The following is a 1,330-nucleotide window of genomic DNA, read 5'->3' on the forward strand; positions in this document are numbered from 1 at the left end:
AATCAAATCTTACCGAAAATATCAAAAGTCCAATGTGACACAATCGGATTCTGTCACATTCGTGAAAATCGCTCCATCCTTAGAGGCTCTAAGAGAAAATCACTTTTCTTTTAGGGCCTTTTTTCTATAGCTTGTTTAAATGTGACTTATTATCTGTTATAATCATATTAAGTAACATTTGAGAGGAGGCTAAAAATGAAGAGCGTGGAACCGATTCGCGACAAAAAAAAGATCGATGCCATGAAGGCCATTTTGGCTTCCGGAAAATATGGGCAACGAAATTTGGTGCTTTTTTCGATTGGGATCAATATGGCGTATCGAATCTCTGATTTAAGACAGTTGAAATTAAGTGATGTATTAGAAATTTCCCGTGGTCGGGTAATTGTCAAAGAACGTCTGGCCATGAAGGAACAAAAAACAGCGAAACACAATTCGGTCTTCATTTCGAACAAATTACGAAAAGTGATTCTTGATTATGTTCAATCAGAATTTCCTGAGCAGTTACAAGCACAAGACTTCAGCAAGTATTTGTTTCCAAGTCGAAAAGGAGCAGATACGCCTTTGACCCGACAAAGCCTTTGGCGGATCATTCATGAAGCAGGAACTGCAGTTGGGTTAAAAGAAATTGGTCCCCATTCGATGCGTAAGACCTTTGGCTATTTTTTATACAAGCAAGGAACCAAAACAGAGATCATTCAGTCGCTGCTTAACCATTCTTCGCAACGGGAGACTTTACGCTATATCGGGATCACCCAGGAAGATAAAGATACCGCAGTAAAAAGTTTGGATCTATGAAAGAATAATTCCCTATATAATAGAAGGAAAAAATTCATAGTTTAATATGATTATGTAATTATATGTCTTTTGTTCATTATTATCGGACTTTCAAAATGTTTGGATTAGATGATTTAAAGAGTTATGTTTTGAAAATTACTATCACATGCTTTCATCTTTTTTGTTTCCAATAAGGTGTTTAATAGAATTTTTTTAGGAAGGTATTTTAAATATGGTAAAAACAACAAATTCAACTATGTTCGATAATCTTGATATATCTGGTATTTGGTCTTTAGCGGATAACTTTGAAGAATATTCTGCTGGTGTATTAACGTACTCTGCTTCTAATAACTATGAAATTAATCTAAAGTTAACTGATACATCAATATATAAATTATCTGAAATCCCAGTAATATATGGAATTGCTAGTAATTCCGAAAGAATAACATTATTAAATAATAGAGTAATCAATTCAAACATAGGTGCTTTTGGTTCCGCTACCATAATTTGCGAAAAAATAGTTATAGGTCCTGACTTTTTTGGGAAGCCCCAAGAG

General features: G+C 34.2%; 1 protein-coding gene and 1 pseudogene. Both read left to right on the plus strand.

All coding sequences use genetic code 11. The annotated features are described in order from the left end of the window. The first annotated feature begins 195 nt into the window (after positions 1–195). Positions 196–795, plus strand: coding sequence for a tyrosine-type recombinase/integrase (locus KQI94_RS16015; protein ID WP_002400713.1), 600 nt, complete (start codon positions 196–198; stop codon positions 793–795). Between the two features lie 211 nt (positions 796–1,006). After that, positions 1,007–1,330, plus strand: a pseudogene (locus KQI94_RS16020) (hypothetical protein); the annotation flags it as partial.

The organism is Enterococcus sp. S183_ASV_20, assembly GCF_018919685.1.
Classification (GTDB): Bacteria; Bacillota; Bacilli; order Lactobacillales; family Enterococcaceae; genus Enterococcus; species Enterococcus faecalis.

Coding starts and splice junctions, on each gene's coding strand:
- KQI94_RS16015 (WP_002400713.1), top strand. CDS start 196: ATGAAGAGCGTGGAACCGATTCGCGACAAAAAAAAGATCGATGCCATG.